15 protein-coding genes, 1 pseudogene and 1 riboswitch are annotated in these 23982 nt (G+C 74.4%); of the genes and pseudogenes, 8 read left to right on the top strand and 8 right to left on the bottom strand.

Features of this window, described 5'->3' with window-relative positions; all coding sequences use genetic code 11:
* From AB0N76_RS25890 to AB0N76_RS25875, 4 genes are all read right to left on the bottom strand, one after another.
* Positions 1-6257: type I polyketide synthase (locus tag AB0N76_RS25890; protein ID WP_363560820.1), on the bottom strand; the 6257-nt coding region annotated here is incomplete at its 3' end.
* Between the two features lie 496 nt (positions 6258-6753).
* On the bottom strand, positions 6754-9612 hold the full coding sequence (locus tag AB0N76_RS25885; RefSeq protein ID WP_363560818.1) for an AAA family ATPase: 2859 nt from the start codon (positions 9610-9612) through the stop codon (positions 6754-6756).
* A gap of 155 nt (positions 9613-9767) precedes the next feature.
* The gene (locus AB0N76_RS25880) at positions 9768-9950 is read right to left on the bottom strand and encodes a hypothetical protein (protein ID WP_363560816.1); all 183 of its coding nucleotides are present in this window, start codon (positions 9948-9950) and stop codon (positions 9768-9770) included.
* Positions 9951-9983: 33 nt separating this feature from the next.
* Positions 9984-10109: riboswitch (SAM riboswitch) on the bottom strand.
* A 158-nt stretch (positions 10110-10267) separates the two neighbouring features.
* Positions 10268-11683 (bottom strand): helix-turn-helix transcriptional regulator, encoded by a 1416-nt coding sequence (locus tag AB0N76_RS25875; RefSeq protein WP_363560814.1) that lies wholly within the window; start codon positions 11681-11683, stop codon positions 10268-10270.
* Between the two features lie 409 nt (positions 11684-12092).
* Here AB0N76_RS25875 and AB0N76_RS25870 point away from each other — a divergent pair, with 409 nt between their 5' ends.
* The 7 genes from AB0N76_RS25870 to AB0N76_RS25840 all read left to right on the top strand — a co-directional run bounded on the left by AB0N76_RS25870 (position 12093) and on the right by AB0N76_RS25840 (position 19984).
* Positions 12093-15281, top strand: coding sequence for a M28 family peptidase (locus AB0N76_RS25870; protein ID WP_363560812.1), 3189 nt, complete (start codon positions 12093-12095; stop codon positions 15279-15281).
* Positions 15282-15485: 204 nt separating this feature from the next.
* Positions 15486-16832, top strand: coding sequence for a cytochrome P450 (locus AB0N76_RS25865; RefSeq protein ID WP_363560810.1), 1347 nt, complete (start codon positions 15486-15488; stop codon positions 16830-16832).
* Between the two features lie 96 nt (positions 16833-16928).
* Positions 16929-17129 carry a hypothetical protein gene (locus AB0N76_RS25860; protein ID WP_363560808.1) on the top strand — a complete coding sequence of 67 codons (201 nt, stop codon included), beginning with the start codon at positions 16929-16931 and terminating at the stop codon, positions 17127-17129.
* On the top strand, positions 17126-17683 hold the full coding sequence (locus tag AB0N76_RS25855) for a sigma-70 family RNA polymerase sigma factor (RefSeq protein ID WP_363560806.1): 558 nt from the start codon (positions 17126-17128) through the stop codon (positions 17681-17683). The genes AB0N76_RS25860 and AB0N76_RS25855 overlap by 4 nt, the downstream gene beginning before the upstream one ends.
* On the top strand, positions 17680-18711 hold the full coding sequence (locus AB0N76_RS25850; protein WP_363560804.1) for a hypothetical protein: 1032 nt from the start codon (positions 17680-17682) through the stop codon (positions 18709-18711). The genes AB0N76_RS25855 and AB0N76_RS25850 overlap by 4 nt, the downstream gene beginning before the upstream one ends.
* 107 nt (positions 18712-18818) lie before the next feature.
* Positions 18819-19259, top strand: coding sequence for a hypothetical protein (locus AB0N76_RS25845; RefSeq protein WP_363560802.1), 441 nt, complete (start codon positions 18819-18821; stop codon positions 19257-19259).
* 143 nt (positions 19260-19402) lie between these two features.
* A complete protein-coding gene (locus AB0N76_RS25840; RefSeq protein ID WP_363560800.1) occupies positions 19403-19984 on the top strand; it encodes a hypothetical protein in 582 nt (193 codons plus the stop codon).
* Between the two features lie 68 nt (positions 19985-20052).
* Here the strand turns inward: AB0N76_RS25840 and AB0N76_RS25835 are convergent.
* A pseudogene (locus AB0N76_RS25835) lies at positions 20053-20199 on the bottom strand (siderophore-interacting protein); the annotation flags it as partial.
* A gap of 216 nt (positions 20200-20415) precedes the next feature.
* Here AB0N76_RS25835 and AB0N76_RS25830 point away from each other — a divergent pair.
* Positions 20416-21294, top strand: coding sequence for a glycosyltransferase family 2 protein (locus AB0N76_RS25830; protein ID WP_363560798.1), 879 nt, complete (start codon positions 20416-20418; stop codon positions 21292-21294).
* A 193-nt stretch (positions 21295-21487) separates the two neighbouring features.
* Here the strand turns inward: AB0N76_RS25830 and tgmC are convergent, their stop codons facing one another.
* Genes tgmC through tgmA form a run of 3 tightly spaced genes read right to left on the bottom strand, consistent with a single transcriptional unit; the run spans position 21488 to position 23858 of the window.
* Positions 21488-22630 carry an ATP-grasp peptide maturase system methyltransferase gene (tgmC, locus tag AB0N76_RS25825; protein ID WP_363560796.1) on the bottom strand — a complete coding sequence of 381 codons (1143 nt, stop codon included), beginning with the start codon at positions 22628-22630 and terminating at the stop codon, positions 21488-21490.
* The gene (gene tgmB, locus AB0N76_RS25820) at positions 22627-23592 is read right to left on the bottom strand and encodes an ATP-grasp ribosomal peptide maturase (protein WP_363560794.1); all 966 of its coding nucleotides are present in this window, start codon (positions 23590-23592) and stop codon (positions 22627-22629) included. The genes tgmC and tgmB overlap by 4 nt, the downstream gene beginning before the upstream one ends.
* The gene (gene tgmA, locus AB0N76_RS25815; protein WP_363560792.1) at positions 23592-23858 is read right to left on the bottom strand and encodes a putative ATP-grasp-modified RiPP; all 267 of its coding nucleotides are present in this window, start codon (positions 23856-23858) and stop codon (positions 23592-23594) included. The genes tgmB and tgmA overlap by 1 nt, the downstream gene beginning before the upstream one ends.
* Positions 23859-23982: the final 124 nt, after the last annotated feature.

Below are 23982 nucleotides of genomic sequence, written 5' to 3'. Positions count from 1 at the left end.
CCGGTGGCGTGCGTGGTCCACTCGGCGTCGGCGGCGTCCGGCTGGGAGCGGATCCGCAGCGGTCGGCGGCCCTCCTGGTCGGCGGGGCCGAGCAGGACCTGCACCCGGACGCCGCCCCCGCTCGCGGCGCCGGCGGTCGGCAGGGCGAGCGGCGCGGCCAGGTCCAGCGATTCGAGGTGCGGGGCACCGGCGCGCAGCGCGGCCTGGACGGCGAGTTCGAGGAAGGCCGTGCCGGGCAGCAGGGCGGCCTCGCCGACGACGTGGTCGGCCAGCCATGGGTGGGTCCGTACCGAGATCCGTCCGGTCAGCAACCAGCCCTCGCCGTCCGGGAGTTCGGTGGCGCCGGTGAGCAGCGGGTGTCCGGTGGGGGCGAGGCCGCCGCCGTCGGTGGCGTGCGCGGCGGGCTGGTCCAGCCAGTGCCGGCGGCGCTCGAACGGGTAGGTGGGCAGGTCGGGGCGGTGGTCCGGCGCGGTGGCGGCCGGCAGGGCGGTGGCCCAGTCCACGGGGACGCCGTGGACGTGCAGTCGGGCGAGTGCCTCGGCGGCGGTGGCGCGTTCGGGCCGGTCGGCGCGGAGCAGCGGGGCGAGGGCGCGGGGCGCCTCGGCGTCGTCGCCCCGGGCGTCGGCGAGGGTCTCCTCGGCCAGGGCGGTGAGGACCGGGCCGGGGCCGAGTTCCAGGTAGGCGGTGGTGCCGAGGGCGTCCAGGGTGCGCACGCCGTCGTGGAAGCGGACGGCCTCGCGGATGTGCCGCACCCAGTAGTCGGGGTCGGTGAGTTCGGCGGGCGCGGCGAGGCCGCCGTGCAGGTTGGAGATCACCGGGGTGTGCGGCTCGCGGTAGTCCAGGCTCTCGGCGACCGTCCGGAACTCGTCCAGCACGGCGTCCATGTGCGGCGAGTGGAAGGCGCGGCCGACGCTCAGCAGCTTGACCCGCCGGCCGCGGGCCCGCCACTCCTCGGCGATCCGCCGGACCTCGGCGCCGTCGCCGGAGAGGACGACGGAGGCCGGGCCGTTGACGGCGGCGATCGACACCAGGCCGTCCAACCGGGCGAGCTCCGGGGCGAGTTCGGCCTCGGTGGCCCGGACCGCGGCCATCGCGCCGCCCGCCGGCAGTGCCTCCATCAGCCGGCCGCGGGCGGCGACCAGGGTGACGGCGTCCGGCAGGGTGAGTGCCCCGGCCAGGTGGGCGGCGCTCAACTCGCCGATGGAGTGGCCGATCAGGTGGTCCGGGCGCAGCCCGTAGGTCTCGACGGCGAGCCGGTGCAGCGCGACGTGCAGGGTGAACAGCGCGGGCTGGGTGTAGGCGGTGGTGTCGAGCAGTGCGGCCGCCTCGGTGCCGGGTTCGGCGAACAGGACCTCGGTCAGCGGCACGGCGAGGTGGGGGCGGAAGAGCTCCGCGAGTTCGTCGACCACAGCGCCGAACACCGGTTCGGTGGTGTGGAGTTCACGTCCGGCGCCGGGACGCTGGCTGCCCTGGCCGGAGTAGAGGAAGGCGAGCCGGGGCGTGCGGGCGGCCTCCGCCCGCAGCAGTCCGGGGGCGTCCGGGTGCCCGTCCGCGAGGGACCGGAGGGCCTGGGCGCGCTGCGGGCCGTCGGCGCCGAGGGCGGCGGCGCGGTGCGGGAAGTGGGTGCGGGTGGTGGCCAGGGCCCGGGCGAGGCCGGGGGCGTCGTGCTCGGCGAGGTCCGCGATGCGGGCGGCCTGGGCGCGCAGGGCGGCGGGCGTCCGGGCGGAGAGCAGCAGCGGCGCGGCGTGGTCGGCGGGCGCGGCGGAGGCCGGCGGTTCGACCGGCTCGACGGGCTCGACCGGCGGCGCCTCCAGGATCAGGTGCGCGTTGGTGCCGCTGATCCCGAACGAGGAGACGGCGGCCCGGCGCGGCCGGCCGGTCGCCGGCCAGGGCGTGACCTCGGCCGGCAGCCGTACGGCGCCCGCCGTCCAGTCGACGTGCGGCGAGGGCGCGTCCAGGTGGAGGGTGCCCGGCAGCTCGCCGTGAGCGAGGGCCTGGACCAGCTTGATCACGCCGGTGACCCCGGCGGCGGCCTGGGTGTGGCCGATGTTGGACTTCAACGAGCCCAGCAACAGGGGCTGTTCGCGCTCCTGCCCGTAGGTCGCCAGGATCGCCCCGGCCTCGATCGGGTCGCCCAGCGCGGTGCCGGTGCCGTGCGCCTCGACCACGTCGACGTCGGCGGGCGCGAGCCCGGCGGCGGCGAGGGCCTGGCGGATGACGCGCTCCTGGGCGGGGCCGTTGGGGGCGGTCAGGCCGTTCGAGGCGCCGTCCTGGTTGACCGCGCTGCCGCGGACCACGGCCAGCACCCGGTGGCCGTGGCGGCGGGCGTCGGAGAGCCGCTCCAGCAGCACCAGCCCGGCCCCCTCGGCCCACGCGGTGCCGTCGGCGGCGGCGGCGAAGGGCTTGCAGCGGCCGTCGGGCGCCAGGCCGCGCTGACGGCTGAACTCGGTGAACATGCCCGGCGCGGACATCACCGTCGCCCCGCCCGCGATCGCCAGATCGCACTCCCCGGCGCGCAGGGCCTGGGCGGCCAGGTGGATCGCCACCAGCGAGGAGGAGCAGGCGGTGTCCACGGTGATCGCCGGACCCTCCAGGCCCAGCGCGTAGGCGAGCCGGCCGGAGGCGACGCTGGTCAGGGTGCCGGTCAGCGCGTGCCCCTCGTAGCCGGCGGGCGTCTCGTGCAGGCGCGGGCCGTAGTCCTGCGGCATGACACCGACGAACACACCGGTCCGGCTGCCGCGCAGGGCGGCCGGGACGATGCCGGCCCGCTCGGTCAGCTCCCAGGCGGACTCCAGCAGCAGCCGCTGCTGCGGGTCGGTGGCGGCGGCCTCGCGCGGGGAGAGGCCGAAGAAGGCGCTGTCGAACTCGTCGGCGTCGTACAGGAATCCGCCCTGGCGGGTGTACGAAGTGCCAGGGCGCTCGCCGTCCGGGTCGTACAGCGCGTCGAGGTCCCAGCCGCGGTTGGCGGGGAACGGGCCGATGGCGTCGCGGCCGTCGCGGAGCAGCTCCCAGAGCCGTTCGGGGGTGTCGGCGCCGCCGGGCCAGCGGCCGCTCAGGGCGACGACGGCGATCGGGTCGGCGGCCTCCCCCGGACGGGGCACGGCGGTATGGGCGGCCAGGGCGGCCGGGGCCTGCGGTCGCTCGGCGAGGAAGGCCGCGACGGCGCGCGGCGTGGGCCGGTCGTAGACCAGGCTGGTCGGCAGAGTGCGGCCGGTCGTGCCGGCCAGCCGGTCGCGGAACTGGACGGAGGCGACGGAGTCGAACCCGAGGTCCTTGAAGGTGCGGTCGGGGTCGACGGCGTCCGCGCCGCCGGGCTCGCCCAGCACGATCGCGGCACCGGCCCGGACCGCCGCCAGCGCGGCCGCCTCGTCCAGCACGTCGGCGGCCGGCTCCTCGGCGTGCTCGTCCGCCCGGCGGCCGGCCGGAGCGGCAACCAGCCCCGCTGCCGGGCCGGTTCCCGGTGCGGCCGGGCCGCCGTCGTCCAGCCAGAGCCGGCGGCGCTGGAACGGGTACGTCGGCAGGCCGGTGAGCCGCTCCCCCGGCCCGTAGAGGGCGGGCCAGTCCACGGCGCCGCCGCGCGTGAACAACTCGGCCACGGCGCCGTGGAACCGGCCGAGGCCGCCGTGGTCGCGCCGCAGCGTGCCGGTGACCGCCGCCACGCCGTCCGTCAACTGGCCGAGCCCGACGGTGAGGACGGGGTGCGGGCTGCTCTCCACGAACGCCCGATGGCCGTCAGCGAGCGCGGCCCGGACCGCCCGCTCCAGCCGGACGGTGCCGCGCAGGTTGCGGAACCAGTAGTCGGCGTCCAGCCCGGCGGTGTCGAAGCGCTCGCCGGTGAGCGTCGAGTAGAAGGCGATCGGCGCGGTGCGCGGCCGGATCCCGGCGAGCAGGGTGGGCAGGGTGGCGCGCAGCGGCTCCATCTGCGCGGAGTGCGAGGCGTAGTCGACGGGGACCAGCTTGGCCCGCACGTCCTCCGCCCGGTACCGCTCGACGAGTTCGGCGACGGCCGCCCGCTCGCCCGAAACCACGGTCGAGGACGGGCCGTTGATCGCGGCGATCCCCAACTCCTCGGCCCGGCCGGCGATCCGCTCGGCAACCTGTTCGGCGGGCAGCGGGATCGCGGCCATCCCGCCGCGGCCAGTCAGGCCCAGTCCGGCGATGGCCCGGGCCCGCAGGACGACCACGGCGGCCGCGTCCTCCAGTGAGAGCGCGCCCGCCACGTGGGCGGCGGCGATCTCGCCCTGCGAGTGCCCGATCACGGCGGTGGGCCGGACGCCCGCCGCCGCCCAGAGCGCGGCCAGCGACACCATGACGGCGAACAGGGCCGGCTGGACCACGTCCACCCGCTCCAGGCCCGGCGCCCCGGGCTCCCCGCGCAGCACGGCGTCCAGCGACCAGTCGACGTGCGGGGCGAGGGCGGCCTCGCAGTCGGCGATCTTCGCCGCGAACACCGGTGCGGTGTCGAGCAGTTCGCGGGCCATGGCGTCCCACTGCGCGCCCTGGCCGGGGAAGACCAGCACGGTGCCGCCGGGGGCCGGGCGGGCGGGCCCGTCGGCCTCCTCGGCCTCCGGGCCGCCGTCGCCGGGCGCGGGGCCGTCGGCGAACGCGCCGTGCGGGGTGGTGGGCAGGGTGCGACCCTGGAGCAGCCCGGGCGCCTGGCCGCCGGTGGCGAGCGCGTCCAGGGCCGCGAGCAGTTCGGCACGGTCGGTGCCGGTGGCGGCGGCGCGGTGCTCGAAGCCGGTGCGGGTGGTGGCCAGCGCGCGGCCGACGGCGACCGGGTCGAGTTCGGGCCGCTGCTCGGCGAACTCCCGCAGCCGGAGGGCCTGTTCGCGCAGCGCGGCCGGGGTGCGGGCGGACAGCGGCCACAGCAGCGGGCCGTCGAGGCCGGGCTCCGGCCCCGGACCGGCCTCCGCGGTCGCCGACGGCTCGGTCTCCGGGGCGTCGGCGACCAGGACGTGGGCGTTGGTGCCGCCCACGCCGAAGGAGCTGACCCCGGCGATCAGCCGGCCGTCCTCGTCCGGCCAGGGACCGGACTCGGTGCGGACGGCGAGGCCGAGCCGCTCGAACGGGATGTCCGGGTTCGGCGTACGGAAGTTGAGGCTGGCGGGCAGGCGCCGGTGGCGCACCGCCAGCACCGTCTTCAGCAGGCCGACGATGCCGGACGCGCCCTCCAGGTGGCCCACGTTGGTCTTCGCCGAGCCGACCAGCAGCGTCCGCCCCGCCGGGCGTCCAGCCCCGGTTTCCGCCCCGGCTTCCGTGCCGAGCGCGGCGCCGAGGCCGGCGGCCTCGATCGGGTCGCCGACCCGGGTGCCTGTCCCGTGCAGTTCCACGTACTGGACCAGGCCGGGCGCCACGCCCGCCCGCCGCGCGGCGGCCCGGATCACGGCGGCCTGCGCGTCGGCGCTGGGCACGGTCAGGCCGTCCGTCGCGCCGTCGCTGTTGACGGCGCTGCCGAGCAGCACCGCGTGCACCCGGTCGCCGTCGGCGACGGCGCGGGCGAGCGGCTTCAGCACCAGCAGGACGGCGCCCTCGCCGCGGGCGTAGCCGTTGGCGCGGGCGTCGAAGGTGTGGCAGCGGCCGTCCGGGGAGAGGGCGCCGAAGCAGTCGACGGTGAGCGTGGAGTCCGGCGCCAGGTTGAGGTTGACGCCGGCGGCGAGGGCGAGCTCCGACTCGCCGCCGCGCAGGCTCTCCAGCGCGAGGTGGACGGCGACCAGCGAGGAGGACTGCGCGGAGTCCACGGTGAGGCTGGGGCCGCGCAGGTCGAGGGAGTAGGAGACGCGGTTGGCGATGACGCCCCGGTTCAGACCGGTCAGGGTGTGCCGGGTGACGGCGGCCGAGGCGGTGGTGAGGGCGGCGTAGTCGGCGGCGATGGCGCCGACGAACACACCGGTGCGGGTGCCGGCCAGCGCGGCGGGCAGGATGCCGGCGTCCTCCAGGGCCTCCCAGGCGAGTTCGAGGACCAGCCGTTGCTGCGGGTCGGCGGCGGTCGCCTCGGCCGCCGAGAGGCCGAAGAACTCGGGGTCGAACCGGTCGACCTGGTCGAGCCAGCCCGCGTCCCGGGAGGGCCCGGCCGCCGCCGGGGCGGCGAAGCGGGTCGCCGGGGCGGCGCCGACCGCGCTCGTGCCGGAGTCGAGCAGCCGCCAGAACGCCTCCGGGTCCGCCGCGCCCGGCAGGCGGCAGGCGGCGCCGACGACGGCCACCGCCTCCGGCGGGCCGGGCTGCGGTGCGGACGGGTCGAGGGGTTCCAGGCGCGCCATTGGTGGGTTCCACTCCTGAGGGCGGGTTGCTCGGTGTTGCCCCCCAGCGTTCCGCCCCCGCCCCCACCCCGGGCCCCTACCCAACCCCTGTCGAACCCCTAAGGCCACCCGTCTCGGGCCGGAACGGCCTCAGCCAGCACGAAGGCACCACCGCGATAGGGGCAAGCGGCAGGGTCCCGGCCGATGGGGACGGAGCGCGCGGGCCCCCGGTCGGGGTCAGCCGACGGAGCGGGAGCCGGGGTGGGAGCGGCGGCCGAGCGGAACAGGCCCCGCAAGGACGGCAGGCGACGGCGGCCCGAACGGCCACCGGCGGACCGGCGGCGCCGAGGCCCCCGCCCGCAGTGAGCCGGAGGTGGCCACCGGTCGGCCGCCTCCGGGCCGGCCCAGCTCGCGACGGGGGAAGCGGGGCGAGTGGCCTCCATCGGCAATGCGGCGGCAGCCCACAGGGCGGGAGCCAGGTCGCGCGGCCACCAGGGGTGGGGCCCGTCGGGGCGGGTCAGCCGGCGACGAGGGTGGTGGGGTGGGGGGCCGAGGCCAGGGGGGTGGTGGCGGGGCCGTCGTCGGGGGTGCTGGGGCCGAGGAGTTTGGCCAGGTCGACGCGGCGGCGGACGCCGAGCTTGCGGTAGACGCGGGTGAGGTGCTGCTCCACCGTGGAGACGGTGATGTAGAGCTTGCGGGCGATGTCCCGGTTGGAGAGGCCGCGGGCGGCGAGTTCGGCGACCCGGCGTTCGGCCTCGGACAGCCCCTCCGCCACGGGTTCCGCCGGGACGACCGCCAGCGCCGGGGTGCGGCGCAGCCGGCGGTCGGTGCGGCGGGCCCGGCCGGGGTCGCCGTCGTTCTGGTGGGCCTCGCTCAACTCCGAGAGGACGGCCGCGAGTTCGGATTCGGCCCCGGCCTCCTCCAGGTAGCCGACGGCCCGCTCCAGCAGCTCGGTGCGCTCGGCGCGTTCGCCGGCCGCGGCGCGGATCCGCAGGGCCAGGCCGCGGATCCGCGGGTGGCCGGCGGGGCCGAGCCGGGCGAGTTGGTGGTCGGCGAGCGCGGCGGCGGCGGGGCGGCGGCCGAGGGTGAGCTGGGCGCGGGCGGCGCCGAGCCGCCAGGGTGCGATGGCGGGCAGGTGGTCGAGGCCCCAGCGGGCCATCAGGTCGCCGCAGGCGCGGTAGTCGGCGAGCGCCTGCTCTGCTCGGCCGAGGGCGAGCCGGTGGCCGGCGAGTGCGTACCGGTGGTGCAGGCCGGCGGGGGTGTGCGCCATCCCGGCGGGGGTGGCCAGCTCCAGGAAGTGGGCGGCGTCCTGGTGCAGGCCGAGCGCGGTGCGGGCGGTGGCCATGGTGGCGAGGGGCAGTCCGATGGCGACGCCCCAGGCCTCCGGGCGGACGTGGGCGAACGCGGCCCGGCCGGCCTCGTCCGCGCTCCGCAGGTCGCCCTGGCGGAGCGCCGCTTCGGCGCGCAGGGCGGCGAGCAGGGCGTGCCAGGTGGCGCCGCAGCGGGTGCCGGCGCGTTCGGCGAGCGGGGTGCACCAGTGGGCGGCGCGGTCGGCGCGGTCGGCGTAGAGGAGGACGGTGAGCGCTGCGGTGAGGGATTCGGTGCGGACGCCGCCGAGCAGGCCGGCGCGCAGGACGAGTTCGGCCCGGACGACGGCGTCCTCGGGCGCGACGGTGCCGGCCAGCAATCCGGCGAGCAACCGCATACCGTCTCCCCGCTGGTCCGCCGGGAACCGGCCCTGGTCGGCGGGGTCCGGCTGCCGGGCCGGGTTGGGCAGCAGCGCGGGGTACCAGTAGGCGAGCCAGTACCGCAGGGACTCGGCGGGGGCGGCGTTGCCGGGGACGGCCTCGAAGCGGGCGAGTGCGGCGGTGCCCTCCTCGGTGCGGCCGTGCCAGAACAGGTGCCGGACGGTCTTGAGTTCGTGGCGCAGCGCGGTGGAGGCGTCGGTGACGGTGCCGGGGAGGGTGGGGACGCATTCGACGGCCGTGCTGCTGAACCCGGTGGGGAAGGCCGGCGGCACGGAGGCGGCGGCCTGGGCGGTCTCGGGCCCGAACCCGCCGGTGCTGGGACCGGCGCCGGCACCAGTCCCGGTGCCGGCCGTGGAAGCGGGCGGCACGGCGGGGCCGGGCACGTCCCACGCCGCACCGAAGTACCCGAGGTCGCCCGGCTCCCCCGCCTCCCCCGCCCGCGTCGCGGTGCTCTCCCCCGCCGTCAGCGCGCCGCGCAGGTGCCCCTCGGCGACCCGGGCGTGCCCGTCGACGGTGGCGTCCGCCGCCCCGGCGGCGCGGAGCAGCCGTCCGGCGCGCTGGTGCATGGCGGCGAGTTCGACCGGCCGCATCGCGGCGAGCAGGTCCCCGGCGGCGGTCGGGTGGCGGAAGCCGCCGTCGCGGAAGAGGCCGGCGGCGTGCAGCAGGTAGAGGGCCCTGGGGAGCGAGTCGGGGGCGAGCAGCAGGAGTTCGGCGAGCAGTTCGGGGGTGGCGGAGGCGCCGAGCACGGCGACGCCGCGCGCGTAGTGCAGGGCGAGCGGGTCGATCCGGTGCAGGCAGTGCATGAGTCCGCGCCGGTAGCCTTCGCCGACGACCAGCCGGTCGGGGCTGCCGGCGCGTTCCTGGTCGCCGATCAGGCTGTGCACCAGCAACGGGTTGCCGCCGGTGAGGGTGTGGGCCTCGGTGGCGAAGCGGGCGGCGGGGGCGCCGAGCCGGGCCCGGAGGAGGTCGGCGACGAGCTCGGCGGGCAGCAGGTCGAGCCGGATGTGCTGGTGGTGCGGCTGGCGGGCGAGTTCGACCTCGAAGAAGGGGTTGGACGGGGTCATGGTCTCGCGCGAGCTGAGCACGGTGAGCACGCCGGCGGTGCGGGTGCGGCGGACCAGGTAGAGCAGGAACTCCAGGGACTGCGGGTCGGCGTCCTGCCGGTCGTCGACGGCGATCAGTACGGGGGCGCGTTGGGCGAGCCGGCGGACCAGCCGGAACAGGCCTTCCAGGGTGCGCTGGGTGAGGCGTCCGGCCGGGCGGTCGGGCGGGGCGGGGCGGGCGGCTTCGGCGGCGCCCTCGGCGAGCAGGGTCTCGGCGGTCGCGGCCTCCTCGGGTTCGAGGTCGGCGCCCTGGAGGAGTTGCCGGGCGAGGCCGAGCGGGAACTCGCGTTCCAGCGGGGAGCCGGTGCCGACCAGGACGTGGGCGCCGTGTTCGGCGGCGGTGTCGGTGAAGGCGTAGAGGAGGTCGCTGCGGCCGCTGCCGACGGAGCCGTGCAGCACGATCACGCCCCCGGTGCCGGTCGCGGACCGGTCGAGGGCCTCGCGCAGCCGCCGGAACTCGGGTTCCCGGCCGGCCGGGAGGGTTCTCGGCAGGTCGCGGGGACCGGGCGCGGGGAAGGTGGACATCCGTTCTCCTGGAGCAGGCGCGCGGGAGGTCGGTCGCCTGCGCGGGCCGCTGGGCGCTCCTCCTCGCACGGGTTCGTGGGGCGAGGGGTTCCGGACGGTCCGACCGGGGCGGGGCGCGGGTGCTGGTGCGGGTGCGCGGCCGCCGGCCGACCGGCTCAGCGACAGAGGGAGCTGGCGCGCCGCAGCAGGTCGACGTCGAGCCTGGCCACCAGCCGAAGGCCGACGAGGCCGGCGAGGCTCACGGGGCCGGCGAAACCCGCGAAGCCGGCAGGGCTCAGGAAGCCCACGGAGCCGACGAGGCCCGTGCGGCCCGCGTGCCCGATCCGACCCTGCTCCACGACGTTCTCCGTCCCCCGCGCCCTCCCGGGCCCTGACCGCGCTTGTGACGGTCCGTCGGTTCGACGGTGTGCCACCCGGCTTATCCCCGGGGCACCCCACCGCGGTGTTGGAGGGTTGCCGGTCAGCCGGCCGGGGCCTCGGGGCTGACACTCTTCGCCGTTCCCGAGTCTAGGAAGGCCCCGCCGACCGCGTCAATCGCCCGCCGGGCCCGGGACCAGCCGGATCCGCGAGCCCGCAACACCGGTCAATCCGCCCGCAACACCGCCGCCACAATCGGCCGCCCAGCGCCGAATCATGACGAAGGGTCACCGATCGGTCACCCGGCCAGTCCGTGTGCGACCAGCCGGCCGCGCAGCCCGGCCAGTTCGCGCCGCACCAGGGCGGGCAGCCCGGTGCCGCCGTCGTCGGCGAGCTCCAGGACCGGGCCGAGCAGTTCGGCGGCGGCCCGCGGGTCGTGGGCGAGCAGGTGGCAGTCGGCCACCCGGACGGTGAACAGCAGTCGGGCGGAGGGCAGTTGGTCGGGGGCGAGCAGGGCGAGCGCGGTCTCGGCGGCGTCCACGGCGCGCCGGGCGAGCCGGGGGTCGTCGACGGCGGCGGCCACGTCGCGCAGCGCGGCGGCGGCCCCGGCCTCGACCCGCAGCCGCATCGAGGCGATGGAGAGCCAGGCGGCGTCGGCCTCGTCGTGGGCACCGATGTGGTCGAGGTGGAGCCGGGCGCGGCCGAGGTGGCGGACGGTGGCGCGGATGTCGCCGGTCATCGCGTAGGCGCGGGCCTGGGCGGCCTGGCTCATGGCGCCGGCCCAGTGCCGGTCGGGGGCGACCCGGGCGATCTCGCGGGCGAAGCCGAGGGCGGCGGCGGGGTCGCCGTCGAGGCGGGCGAGGAAGCTCATGTCGCTGAGCGCGGCGACCTGGGTGGCGGGGTCCTCGGCGAGTTCGGCCCAGCCGAGGGCGCGGTCGAAGCAGGCCATCGCGGTGGCGTTGCGGCCGGCCTGCATCCGCAGGGCGCCGGCGGCATGGGCGTATTCGGCGGCGATCCGGGCGAGCGGGCGGCGGGCGGGGCCGTCGGGGTGGGCGGCGAGCCGGCGCAGGATGACCCGCAGGGTCTCCTCGACGGCTTCGGTGCCGGGGGCGGTGGGGCCGTCGCCGGCGCGCAGGTGGGAGACCAGCAGGCCGGCCAGGGCGTGCGCGGTGTCGGGGTCGAGCGGGGCGCCGCTGTCGGGGTCGGCGGCGCGGAAGGCGGCGTGCAGGGCGGCGAGGTCGGCGGGCGCGGGGACGGCGCAGCCGGCGGCGTCGTGGAGCGGACAGAGCAGTCCGTAGTCGGGCAGGCGGGCGGGGAGCCAGGTGGCGAGCGCGGGCGGGAGGACGGGGGCGACGGCGGAGACGGGCGGGCCGGGCAGTGGGGGGCGGGCCCAGTCCAGCGGTTCGGGCGCCGTCGGGGCGGCCACCGGGAGGGCCGGGGCGGGCTCCGGGAGGGTGCCCTCCTCGGCGAGGCGGCAGGCGGCGCGCAGTTCGCCCTCGGCGCCGAGGAGGTCGTCGAGGCGGTCGGCGACCCGGGGGCTGGTGCGGCGGGTGCCGTGTTCGAGTTTGCTGACGGCGGTGTGGTCGTAGCCGATCTCGGCTCCGAGCTGGGCCTGGGTGAGGCCGGCGCGGCGGCGCCACTGGCGCAGGCGGTGCCCGAAGGCCCGCCAGAGTTCGTCCTCGGCGGGCGTGGTCGCCGCCCGGTTCCGGTGCACGGGGCTGCCCTCCCGAGTGCCTTCCGGGCCTTCCGATGGGGAGGTCCGCTGAGGAGGACGGTACTGGACGAACGGGCCCGCCGTACATGATGTGGTCTCAACCACTTTCCCCCTTTGGTCTCAACCTCTCCACGAGTTGGTCTCAACCTCCTCACCCGCTCCGACCTGGCCAAGTGTCCTTCCGGATCCCAACTTCCGCGCCAAACCCACCAACTGACGGAACTTGACGGAACTTGCCATTACCCCGTTCCGCGCGCTCGGACCGTTGACCGGGGCATGACGGCGTGTGAGGGTTCCGGCACCCGAGCGCGGACGCCCGCCACGGCCGTCCCCCAAGCGGCCCCGCGGTGAGCGCCCTTCCGGCACACCTGTCCGCGGTCGAGCACCCCCACGTTCGAGGAGCCTCGGAATGAAACGCAGACTACTGACGGCGGGCACCACCCTGACCGTCCTGGCCGGCATGCTGACCGCCACCGCGGTCGGACCCGCCGCCGCCGAACCGGGCCCATCCGCCAGCGCGCCGCCGAGCGCGCTGGCCGCCGCCGTGAACGCCGCCGACCAGGCGGCCGCGGCGGGCCTGGACGCCCTGGCCAAGGGCCCGGGCGAGACCTATGAGCGCCAGTCCGTCACCCCCTGGCTGGCCGGCCTCTACTCCGTCGCCTACGAGCGCACCTACAAGGGCCTGCCGGTGGTCGGCGGCGACGCCGTCGTGATCGCCGACGGCCAGGGCAAGGTGCGCGGCCTGCAGTCCGCCGCCTCCGGCCCGATCGGCGTGCCGACCACGCCGCTGATCAGCGCCGCCAAGGCGGAGAAGACCGCCCGCACCAAGCTGGCCACCGTGGACGGCGTGCAGACCCGCCGGCTGGTCGTCCGGGTCCAGGACGGCGCCGGCCGGCTGGCCTGGGAGACGGTGCTCAACGGCCGCACCGCCACCGCGCCGAGCACCCTCCACGTGTTCGTGGACGCGCGCAGCGGCGAGGTCATCGACTCCTACGACGACGTGCGCGCGGGCACCGTCAACAGCAAGTGGAACGGCCCGTCCCCGCAGATCAGCACCACCAACTCGGGCGGCCAGTACTCGCTGCGCGACCCCAACCGGCCGGGCCTCAGCTGTGCCGACTACTCCAGCGGCCAGGTGTTCAGCAAGTCCAGCGACACCTGGGGCAACGGCAGTGCCACGAGCAAGGAGACCGGCTGCGGCGACGTGATGTTCGCGGCGCAAAAAGAATGGGACATGCTCAAGGACTGGCTTGGGCGCAACGGCCACAACGGCAACGGCGGCAGCTGGCCGGTCAAGGTCGGTCTCAACGACGTCAACGCCTACTGGGACGGCTCCTCGGTCTCGATCGGCCACAACCAGGGCAACGAGTGGATCGCCTCGATCGACGTCGTCGGCCACGAGTTCGGCCACGGCATCGACCAGTACACCCCGGGCGGCGCCAACAACGAGAACGGCCTGGGCGAGGGCACCGGCGACATCTTCGGCGCGCTCACCGAGGCGTACGCCAACGAGCCCGCCCCGTACGACAGCCCGGACTACACCGTCGGCGAGATGGTCAACCTGGTCGGCCGCGGCCCGATCCGCAACATGGCCAACCCGTCCCTCGTCAACGGCGACCCGAACTGCTACTCCTCCTCGATCCCGAGCACCGAGGTGCACGCGGCCGCCGGCCCGCTGAACCACTGGTTCTACCTGCTCGCCGAGGGCTCCAACCCGGGCGGCGGCAAGCCGACCAGCCCGACCTGCAACAGCTCGACGGTCACCGGCGTCGGCATCAAGGACGCGGGCCGGGTCTTCTACGGCGGCATGCTGCTCAAGACCAGCGGCATGACCTACAAGAAGTACCGGACCACCACCCTGACCGCCGCGAAGAACCTCGACTCGACCTGCAACCTGTTCAACCGCACCAAGGCGGCCTGGGACGCGGTCAGCGTGCCCGCCCAGACCGGCGACCCGAAGTGCGACGGCCCGACCAACCCGGACTACCAGATCTCGCTGAACCCGGGCTCCGGTTCGGTCCAGCCCGGTAGCTCGACGACCGCCACGGTGGTCACCCAGGCCACCGGCGGCGCCCAGAGCATCAACCTGAGCGCCTCGGGCGCGCCGAGCGGCGCCACGGTGACCTTCAACCCGTCGACGATCCAGACCGGGTCGAACGCGACGATGACGGTCGCCACCACCGCCACCACCGCGCCGGGCACCTACGTCATCACGGTCAGCGGCACCGGTGCGACCCCGCACTCCGCGCAGTACACGCTGACGGTCGGCGGCGGCAACCCGGGCGGCAACGCGCCCGACATCAGCGTCGCCAACGTCCAGGCGCACCTGAGCCAGCTCAACACCATCGCCTCGCAGAACGGCGGCAACCGGCGCACCGGCACGGCCGGCTACAGCCAGTCGCTGGCCTACGTGAAGGCCAAGCTCCAGGCGGCCGGCTACCAGGTCAGCGAGCAGACCTGCGGCTCCTGCACCTACACCGCCAACAACCTCATCGCCGACTGGCCGGGCGGCCCCGCCGACCAGGTCACCATGTTCGGCGCGCACCTGGACGGCGTCAGCGCCGGCCCGGGCATCAACGACAACGGCTCCGGCTCCGCCGTGCTGCTGGAGACCGCGCTGGTCCTGGCGCAGCAGAACCCGACCCTGACCCGGCACGTCCGGTTCGCCTGGTGGACGGGTGAGGAGCAGGGCCTGCAGGGCTCGCAGTACTACGTGGGCCAGCTGAGCTCCAGCCAGCGCAGCGCGATCAAGGGCTACTACAACTTCGACATGGTCGGCTCGCCCAACGCCGGCTACTTCATCAACAACGTCAACTCGGCCACCTCGGCCCCGATGAAGGCCTACTGGGACTCGCTGAACCTCCAGCCGGAGGAGAACGTCGAGGGCCAGGGCCGTTCGGACGACGCCTCGTTCCAGTCGGCCGGCATCCCGACCTCGGGCTACGCGGCGGGCGCCAGCGCCACCAAGACCTCGGCGCAGGCCGCCAAGTGGGGCGGCACGGCGGGCCGGGCGTACGACTCCTGCTACCACTCGGCCTGCGACACCAGCAGCAACATCAACGCCACGGTGCTGGACCGCAGCGCGGACGGGGTCGCCTACACCCTGTGGAAGACCTCGGTCGGCAGCGGCCCGGTCCCGAACAACGACTTCTCCATCGCGGTCAACCCGGCCACCGGCACCGTCAAGCCGGGTGAGTCGACCAGCGCCGCCGTCGACACCCGGATCACCTCCGGCTCGGCCCAGACGGTGAACCTCACCGTCGCCGGCGGGCCGGCCGGTGTGACGGCCACGGTCAGCCCCTCCTCGGTGCAGTCCGGCGCCTCCGCGACGCTGAACGTCTCGGTCGCCTCGACGGTCGCCGCGGGCACGTACAACCTGACGGTGACCGGCACCGGCTCGGTCGCCCACACCAGCAGCTACACGCTGGTGGTCGCCAACGACCCGGGCCCCGGCAACGGGACCTGGACGCCCGGTACCACGTACCAGGCGGGCGACACCGTGACCTACAACGGGGTCAGCTACCGGTGCCTCCAGGGCCACACGGCCCAGGTGGGCTGGGAGCCGCCGATCGTCCCGGCCCTCTGGCAGCAGATCTGAGCGGACCGGATCAGCTACCGGGACGGGATATGGGCGGTGCCGCGGTTCGTCGAGGGGGACGGACCGCGGCACCGCCGCCGTTTCCGGGCACCGGGTCACCAGGTGCAGTCGGCCGGTCACCACGGGGTTGCGAGCTGACGTAGAGTCGGCCAGGACCCGCGTCCGTCGATACCCGCGTCCGCCGCCGCCCGAGGAGGTACCGCCGTGACCACCACCCCTTCCCCGATCCCCTCGCCGACCGCTTCCCCGGCCCCTTCCCCGACCCCCTCCCCGATCCCCTCCCCGATCCCCGAACTGCCCGCCGAGGCGGTCGAGGAGTGGCGCGCCGAGGAGGCCCAGCTCATCGACCTGCTCGCCCGCACCCGGCAGCGGGTCGGCGGCGTCGCCGCGTTCCGGATCGGCCCGCGCCCCACCGTCCTGGTCACCGACCCCGAGGCCGCCCAGCACGTCCTCGCCCGCCACCCCGACCGCTACGTCAAGCGCTCGCACCGCGCCCGGGTGATCGCCGGCGAGGGCGTACTGTCCGCCACCGGCGAGGCCTGGAAGAACCAACGCCGCATGCTCCAGGCCCAGTTCACCGGCCCCGGCATGCGCCGGTACGAGGCCCGGATCGCCGCCGCCGCCCACCGCACCGCCGACCGCTGGGCCGGGTACGCGCGCACCGGCGAACGCTTCGACGTCGGCGACGAGATGCGCCACTTCGCCCTCGACACCATCTGGCGCGCCCTCACCGGCCACCCCCTCGACACCGCCACCGAGACCGAGCTCGACCGCATCCCCGTCGTGGTCGCCAACCTCCCCCAGCTCCCCGACGGCGACCCGGCCCCCGCCGCCGTCGCCCAGGACGTCGCCCGGATCGACGCCGTCGCGCACGCCGCCATCGCCACCGCCCGCCGCCGCGAGGACGGCCCCGACGGCTCCGGCGTGCTGCGCGTCCTCCTCGACGCCGCCGAACAACACCCCGAGTACACCGACCGGTTGATCCGGGACGAGCTCGTCACCCTGCTGTTCGCCGGCCACGAGACCACCGCCACCACCCTCACCTGGCTCTTCCTCCTCCTCAACGCCAACCCCGAGGCCCGCGACTGGGCCCTCGCGGCCGGCCCCGACGGCTCCCCCGAACGACGCGAGGCACTCCAGGCGCTGGTCAGCGAGACCCTGCGGCTCTACCCGTCCGCCTGGATCCTCCCCCGGCACGCGCTCACCGCGGACACCCTCGCCGGCCACCACATCGAGGCCGGCACCGACCTCCTCGTCTGCCCCTACCTCACCCACCGCGACCCCGACCTCTGGCCCGACCCCGAACGCTTCGACCCCACCCGCTTCACCACCACCGGCACCCGCCCCACCCACCTCGGCGCCTACCTCCCCTTCGGCCTCGGCGCCCGCGCCTGCCTGGGCATCCAGTTCGCCCTGCGCGAGTCGGTCGCCCTGCTCGAACTCCTGCTCCCCGCCTACGCAGTGAACTACCTCGACACACCGAAGGGGTCCGCGTACAGCATCACCGTCCGCCCGGACGGCCCCTCGCCGGCGCTGATCTCGGTTCGCTGACCGCTCCTCCCGTTTCGCGGTTCACGCGCGCCCTTCTCCTCGCCTCTAACCTTCGAAGGGTCCGCACCGGGCGGGCCGTTCGGAAGGAGGAGCGGCATGGATCCGCTCGGCGCTTCGGCGGTGATCACGGCCTCCACCACGGTGGCGGCCCAGGTCACCGCCGCGGCCTGCCAGTACCTGCGCCTGCGCTGGGAGCTACGGCAGGAACTCGCCCACCGGCAGGCCCTGGAGGCCCTGCTCCGCTCGCTACCCGAAGGCAGCACCGTGACGATCACCCTCCCGCGCGGTAGCCGGTGAGCATCAACGAACCGACGGCCTTCTCCTACACGGACGAGCCGGTCATCGCCACCACCAGGCCGCCCTCCCCCGCCGAGGGGTTCGACGGCTTCTACCGCCGCTTCATGCCCCGGCTGGTCGGCTTCCTGATGTGGCAAGGGGCACCGGGCAGTCTCGCCGCCGACATCGCCCAGGAGACGATGGTCAAGGCGTACCACGACTGGTGGCGGATCCGCTCCCACGAGGCATGGGCCCGCCGGGTCGCCTCCCGCGAACTGGTCCGCCACTTCAGCCGGGTGCTGGAGGATCCGGTGGGTGACGTCCCCGAGGAGTCCGGCCCGCTGCTCGCCCACCCCGACGACCTCGCCGAGTTGGAGAGCAGACACGAGCTGCTCGACCTCCTCGGGACCCTGCCCCCACGCCAACGCCAGGTCCTCGCCTGGAGCGTGGACGGCTACCGGCCCGCCGAGATCGCCGAGGAACTGGGCATCGACCCGGCCACCGTCCGCGCCAACCTGATGAAGGCCCGACGGGCGGTCGCCGCCCACCTCGCCTCCCGAGGGGAGGACGCATGACCACCCCCGAGGACCACTGGCTGGCCACCCAACACGCCGTTCTTGTCGAGGATTTGGCTGACACCCTCGATCTCGGAGCCGGTCTGCGCGACATCCGGATCTTCGCCCGGCACCAGGAGCTGGTCACCGACCTCGGCCACACGCTCGACCTCGAAGCCGGCCTAGCCGCCATCCGCCCGGAAGCCAAGCCCTCGACTCCGCAGGGCGAGCCGCAGGTACTCCGCCAGCCTGCCGGGTCTCTCAGGCCCCAGCAGCGCCTGCGGCTGCGCCGGAACCCTGCGATCGTCCGAGGAGTCCGCGACGTCATCCTCCTCCAGGCCACCGAGATCTCGCTCGATGTCGCCCTGCTCCTCACCAACCGGGCAGCCATCGACTATACCCAGTCCCGGGTGCGGGATCTGAGTCACCAACTGCGCGTGGCCAAGCGTCGGGGCATTCGCGTGCCGCAGCTCTATGGTCGCACCGAGGATCTGCTCGAATACCTGCAAATGGCGGAACATCACTCAAGGATCAGGGGAATCCGCAGTCTCGCCCTGCAATCCACCCTGCGCCTGGCCCTTGACCTCGTTCTCAACATCAGCGATCGCCACGAGGCGAGCTCCGAGCAGGTTCTCAGGCTTCGGCGGCTCATCGTCAGTCTCTCCGAGGTCGCGAGCGTCACGCTCAACCCTGATGAGGAGATTCGCGAGGGCCTCTCCCACCTGACCGCTCTCTCTGCCGTCCTCTCCACCACCCTTGCCTCAATGCTGGACATGACGGCGGGCACCCTCAGCGGCCAGGGCTCGGTGCCGGACCTCTGCACAATCTTCCTGGACGGCACGCTCGATGACTTCACCGACGCCGACCTGACCGACATCGACCTCACCGGTGTCGACCTCACCGGCGTGCACTGGACCCCGGACGGCACCCGGTGGCCGTCGACCGTCGACATCGAGCAGCTCCGGGCCGAGTCCGTCGAAACCCCTCCCGGTTCCGGCGTCTTCGTGGTCCGCCCGGGCACGGCGAGGGCGGAGGCGTCCTGGGTCTGACCCAAACCTCTCCATGCGGAGCCGTAACGTCATGGGTGGGTCGGGCAGTTGGAGACTCGGGGCAGCGTCTGCCCGAGAGCCGAGTTCGCACGAAGGAAGTGCATGCCATGAACGAGGATCCCTCCGACACCGCGACCGACGACCAGATCCTGGCCGCCGGTCGGCACGCCGAGCGCCTGCTCATCGAGGCGGGGCGCCCCGTCCCGGTGCAGATCACGCCGGAGCAGGCCGCGCCGTGGTTCCGGGAGACCCGGGACGTGATGCTCCGGGCCGAGGCGGACGGCACGCTGCGGTACTGCGACCACCTGACCGCTCCGCAGCCGACCGTCGTCCTGGCGGAGACCCCGGACCGGCTCGCCTGCTGGGACTGCTACACCAAGGCGCAGGCCCGGCGCCTCTGCCACCTGTGCGGCGGGCCGGCCGGGACGCAGTCCCTGCACGGGGGCGTCGAGTCGGTGATCCGCGGTCCGGCGGCGGTGTACTCGCGGGTGCTCTGCGACTCCTGCGCCAACCCCGCCGGTTCCCGGGGCACTTTCGGCAACGGGTGACGGAACGGCGGGGGCGGGCGCGGGTGCCGGGAAGCTGCCGGTGGATCTGCCGCCACCTCGCACGCCGGCGGCCATAGCGTGGGCGCCCGGCGCGCAGGGCCGACCAGCGCGCCCCCGACGTCCGAAAGGATCCCACCACCGCCATGACCAGTCTCCGCACCCGGGCCGCCGCCCTGGCGGCCGTCGCCGCGATCGGGTTCGCCGCCCTCGCCACCGGCACCGCCCACGCCACCCCGTCCCCGGCGGCGGCCCCGGCCCCCGTCGCCGAGGCGCCCGCCGCCACGGCGGCGGCGCTGTCCGCCCCCACCCGCATCCCGGGGAACAACGCCCTCCTGCGCAACCAGGCCTGGTACTCGCCGGACGGCCGGGTCATGCTGGCCATGCAGGGCGACGGCAACGTCGTGCTCTACCGCGACGGCAAGGCGATCTGGGTGGCCCCCGGCGCCATGCCGGACGGCAACGCCCTGGCCATGCAGGGCGACGGCAACCTCGTCGTCTACTCGGCCGACAACCGGCCGCTGTGGAACAGCCAGACGGGCGGCAAGTGGGGCGCCGAGCTGACGATCTACAACGAGGGCGCCATCGCCGTCGAGCTGAACGGCAAGGTCCTGTGGACCTCCGTGCCGCCCACCCCCAACCCGCTGCCGTCCTGTCCGCCGTGGGGCCCGCCGATCCCGGGCCAGATCGTCTGGCCGTGGTGCCCCACCTGGCCGTTCCCGTCCTAGTCGGTCCCGCCCTGCCCTGAATCGAACCCCGCCCCGGTCGGTCCCGTGACACCGACCGGGGCGGTCGGCTACTCGGCCGCGTCCGCCGCCTCATGGGTGGTGAGGGCTTCGGCGCGGAGGTCTTCCTCGGAGGCGCCGCGGCGCCAGTAGCCGGATAACTCGATCCGGTGGCGGCGCAGCGCGCGGACCGTGCCCGCCTCGCCGGCGAGCCATGAGGCATCCGGCACCCGCAGGGCGGGGCGTTGTGGCAGGTTGGCCTGGACATCTGCACCGATGGGCTGGTTACGGGCGAGCCAGTCCAGTGCCGGCCGGTCCATCACCTCGTGGGCCCCGAAGCCGCCTGGCCTCGGCCAACTCTCGTAGCGTCCGACCCGGCTCGGGCCAAGATGTCACTGCGGTCATGAGATCCCCCTGGAAGTGGAGTCGGTTCGATGGGCGTCACGCTTGGCGTGGTGGTGCTGACGATGGGCAACCGGCCGGCGGAGCTGCGCGCCCTCTTGGACTCGGTGCGAGCCCAGGAGGGCGGCGACAGCGGGGTGCGGACCGTCGTGCTCGGCCAGGGCGTCGGGCTGCCCGAGCTTCCCGACTGGGTGGACGCGGTCGAGCTGCCGGAGAACCTCGGCATCCCGGGCGGTCGGAACGCCGGCGTCGAACGACTGCGCGAGACCGGCGGCACCGACGTGCTGGTGGTCCTGGACGACGACGGCCTGCTGCCCCGGGCCGACACCTTCCGGCTGATCCGCGAGGCGTTCGAGCAGGACCCGGACCTCGGCATCGTGTCCTTCCGGATCGCCGACGAGACCGGGTTCACCCAGCGCCGCCACGTGCCCCGCCTCGGCGCCAGCGACCCGATGCAGTCCGGCCCGGTCACCACCTTCCTCGGCGGCGGCCACGCCATCCGGATGAGCGTGATCGACCAAGTCGGCCTGTTCCCCGCGAAGTTCTTCTACGCCCACGAGGAGACCGACTTCGCCTGGCGCACCCTCGACGCCGGCTGGGGCATCGACTACCGGGCCGACCTGGTCCTCCAACACCCCCGCACCGACCCCGCCCGCCACGCCGCCTACTACCGGATGACCGCCCGCAACCGCGTCTGGCTCGCCAAACGCCACCTGCCCGCCCCGCTGGTGCCGGTGTACCTCACCTCATGGATCGCCTACACCCTGCTGCGCCGCCCTCCGATGGAGGGTCTGAAGGCCTGGTGGGGCGGTTTCTTCGAGGGCGTTCGGGTGCCGTGCCCGCCCCGGCGGCCGATGCGGTGGAGCACGGTGCGCCGGATGGCGCAGCTGGGTCGGCCGCCGATCTTCTGACGACCGGCCCGACCGCACGCCAGGACCAGACGGCGTGCGGGGCGGAGATGACGCGCTGCACACCGGCGGCGGTCATCGCCGGGTACTCCGAGAGTGGGGGCTCGCGAGACGACATGGGGGGCGGGGCGCCATCATTGGGGGATTGGGGATGACCGTAACGGCCTAATCACGATCCCGGGGGTGGGCTCGTAGATCAGATCGGCAGGTCCCAGCCGGGGCCGTCCTCGGCGCCGATCCACACCCGCTGAGCGGCGGCCGACACGGTGATACCGAATTCGTCGTGGCTGGGCTCGCCAGCACCCTGCCAGTGCTGAAGGGCCCGCTCGACCCGGTCCCACAGGCGGACGGGTCCGCGCTGCGTCACGGTCCACCCGCCGTCGGCATCGGGCTCGGTGCGCGCCTGCGACCCGGTGGCTACGTCCCAGAGGATCTGTCGATCCCCCGCGCCCATGCGGACGGCCGAGGGTGCGGCGAGCTGGGCCACCCACCCGCCTACCCAGTTGTCCAGTACTGCGGGGCTGATCTGGGTCGGGCGTTCCTCGCCGGGCAACAGGTCGAGTACGGGAAGGGGCGGCCGGTCGTGGGGTCGGGCGATCATGAAACTGGCCTGGTCGTGGAGGAAATGGCCGCTCGCCTCTCCGGGGGCGGTCACGGTAAGCAGCGCAAGGGCGTTCACATAGCTCCACCCGGACAAGGTGACCAGGATTTGGCCACCGGCCTTGACCTGATGGAGCCACGGCAGCGGGATGTACCGCACGGAACACGTGGCGATGAGCCGGTCGTAACTGCCCCTGTTCGGGTCGCCTCGGAGGCCGTCACCGGTGATCAGTCGAGGCGCGTATCCGGCCGCCTTGATGGCGGTGGCGGCCCGTTCGGCAATCTCCGGGTCGTACTCGATGCTGGTGAGGTTGGCGTCCCCCAGCCGGTGCGCGCCGAGGGCGGTCGAGTAGCCGGTTCCCGTGCCGATTTCGAGCACACGGTGCCCTGCCTCGGTACCGAGCTGGTGCCACATGCGGAGTACCAGTGACGGCAGGGTTGACGACGACGACGGGGAGCCGGTCACGGCCTCGCCAGACACGTCGTCGGGCCGGATGCGGCCGTCGAGCTGGGTGACCAACGTCTGGTCGTCATAGATTTCGTCCAGCCATCCGGACTCACCCTCGCGGAGGGGCCGGTAGCTGGTCGGCATGCTTCCCGCCACGGGGGCGAAGAACGAGCCGACGAACAGTTCCCGAGGAACGGCACGGGCAGCGGTCGTCCACTCCCGATCGGTGAGGATGCCGTCGGTGGTGAGCCTTTCCGTCAGGGCGGCGCGGAGTTCGGCCGATGTGCTCACGTGTCAGGACCTTTCTCTAGCTGGTCGGCGAGGGCATGGGCAATCGCGTCGGTGACTGCCGAAGGCTGCCAAGCCCATTGCCCGTTGGGGTTGCACTCAAGGAAGTACCAAGTTCCGTCGGCGGTCACAGCGAAGTCGAGCGCGCCGAACACCAGGCCGAACTCGGCAAGGTACGCGGTGACAGCCTCTCCGACCGCGCCGGGCACCTCGATCGGATCGCAGGCCATCTGGTCCTGCCGGCGACGCCAGTCAAGGTCGGGGCTGTCGATCCGGACGCCGAACAGCTGGTCGCCAACTGCCGTGACCCGGGCGTCGCATACCTTAGGCACCTTGGCCTGGAACAGATGCGGGCAGGCCGCGACGGCATCGGTGATCTCGTATCCGCACACCTCGCGCACCCACACGGCGTGCGGCTCACCGTTCACCGTGTAGGGCGAGTTCCACAGTGGCTTGTAGACGGCGCCGCCGACTTGGAGGGTGGCGAACTCCGACGCGACGGCCGGATCGTTGGTGATCAGCGTGTTGGGCACTCGGAGCCCGCACCGTTGCGCGGTGGCCAACTGGACCGGCTTGAACTCGGCCGCCCGATTGAGCCATGGGTGATTGACGTAGTGCGCCCCGGGGAGCGAGGCCAACACGCCACCGAAGCCCCAAGCCGTCTGCTGTGCCGCAAACTTCTGCTCTTGTCCCTGGAGGTCGGGTGGACCGTCGTAGGCCGAGGCCCTGCGCACCCAGACGGAGCGTACGCGTGTGAGGTCAAGCTCTCGGCTTGACGTGCGCAGGGTGCCCCGCTGGTCGCCCGTACGGTACGTGGCGGTCAGCGAGGCACCCGTGTGCAGGTCGGTGCCGGGATCAATTCGGACCACCGGGACGCGACGGTCAGCGAGGATGCGCAGGACCACATCGGCTGTCGCGTCACCGGGGTTGGTCAGTACCAGCACCGACCTGCGTTGATCGGTCATCAGTCGCTGCTCTGGTCCTGGTCGTAGGACTCGGTGCTGTCGACGTCGCTCGGGCTGCCCGGCTGACCGTCGGGGGTGGTGCTGGTGGGCGTGACGCCGCTGGTGCTGGTGCCGTGCCCGCCCATCTCAACGGTGCGGCCCTGGTCGTCGATCCAGACGGCAACCTGCGTGTCCGGGTCGATCACGGGCGCGTACTCCGGGACGACGGCGGTGGCCGCGAACGGCGCCATCCGGGTCGTACCCCACGGCGGAGTCGTCGTGTCCATACATCCTCCTCGCATCGGTGGTGCTCGGATCCGTCAACAACTCTTCCGGGTGGTGGAGTTGTTGTCATTCTGCCCCGGGCCGGGTACTCAACCTGGTGGCCAGCCTCGGGGCCGATCTTGTGAA

Source organism: Kitasatospora sp. NPDC093806, assembly GCF_040683335.1.
In the GTDB taxonomy this organism is placed as follows: Bacteria; Actinomycetota; Actinomycetes; order Streptomycetales; family Streptomycetaceae; genus Kitasatospora.
This window is presented reverse-complemented; position numbering and strand designations above follow the sequence as displayed.